Raw genomic sequence first — 893 nt, forward strand, 5'->3', positions numbered from 1 at the left:
GTTTCCTTTCTCACCGACGTCCACTGTTTCACCTACCACAACATCGGTGACGAGCTGCTGTGGGCGACGAGCATGCCGTGCATCGTCGGCGGCGAGGCGAGCATCCCCATCGCCGAGTACGGCCGCTCCAACGTCGGGCGCATGAAGCACGTCTACCGCCACGGCCTCGACTGGCGCTATGGCCGCGCCATGCAGGCCATTGCCGGCATCCACTTCAACTACTCGTTCAGCGACGGCTTCCTGGCCGCCGTGCAGGCCGCGGACGGTGACACCCGGCCGGCAAAGGAATACCGCTCCGGCGCCTACTTCGCACTGATCCGCAACTTCCAGCGCTACGGCTGGCTGGTGCCCTACCTGTTCGGCGCCTCGCCGGCGATCTGCCGCTCGTTCACCCACGGGGAGAACCTGCACTTCGAGACCATGGGCAAGGGCACGTTCTACGAGCCCTGGGGCACATCGCTGCGCATGAGCGACATCGGCTACAAGAACAAGGCACAGGCCGGGCTGTCGGTCTCCTACAACGACCTCGACAGCTACGTGCGCGACCTCACCGCCGCCATCTCCACGGAGGATCCGGAGTACGCGCGCATCGGCACCCATGTCGACGGCGAATGGCGCCAGCTCAACACCAACATCCTCCAGATCGAGAACGAGTACTACAGCTTCGTTCGCCCGAAGGCGGTGGCGAACTCCGGCGAGCGCCCCACCACGGCACTGCGCCGCGCCGGCGTGGAGTACGTCGAGATCCGGGCACTGGACCTCAACCCGTTCGAGCCCGTGGGTGTGGACGTGCCCCAGCTGCTGTTCATGGAGACGCTGCTGCTGTTCTGCCTGCTCCAGGACAGCCCCCCCATCGACGCCCACGAGCAGGGACGGATCAACCACAACCAGGG

The 893-nt window shown here is 65.7% G+C and carries 1 protein-coding gene; it reads left to right on the forward strand.

The genetic code is table 11. From position 1 onward, the window contains the following. Positions 1-893, forward strand: an 893-nt coding sequence (gshA, locus tag G7A99_RS21705) for a glutamate--cysteine ligase (protein WP_163144016.1), incomplete at both ends; no start/stop codon positions are given.

Source organism: Arhodomonas sp. KWT (assembly GCF_010993615.1).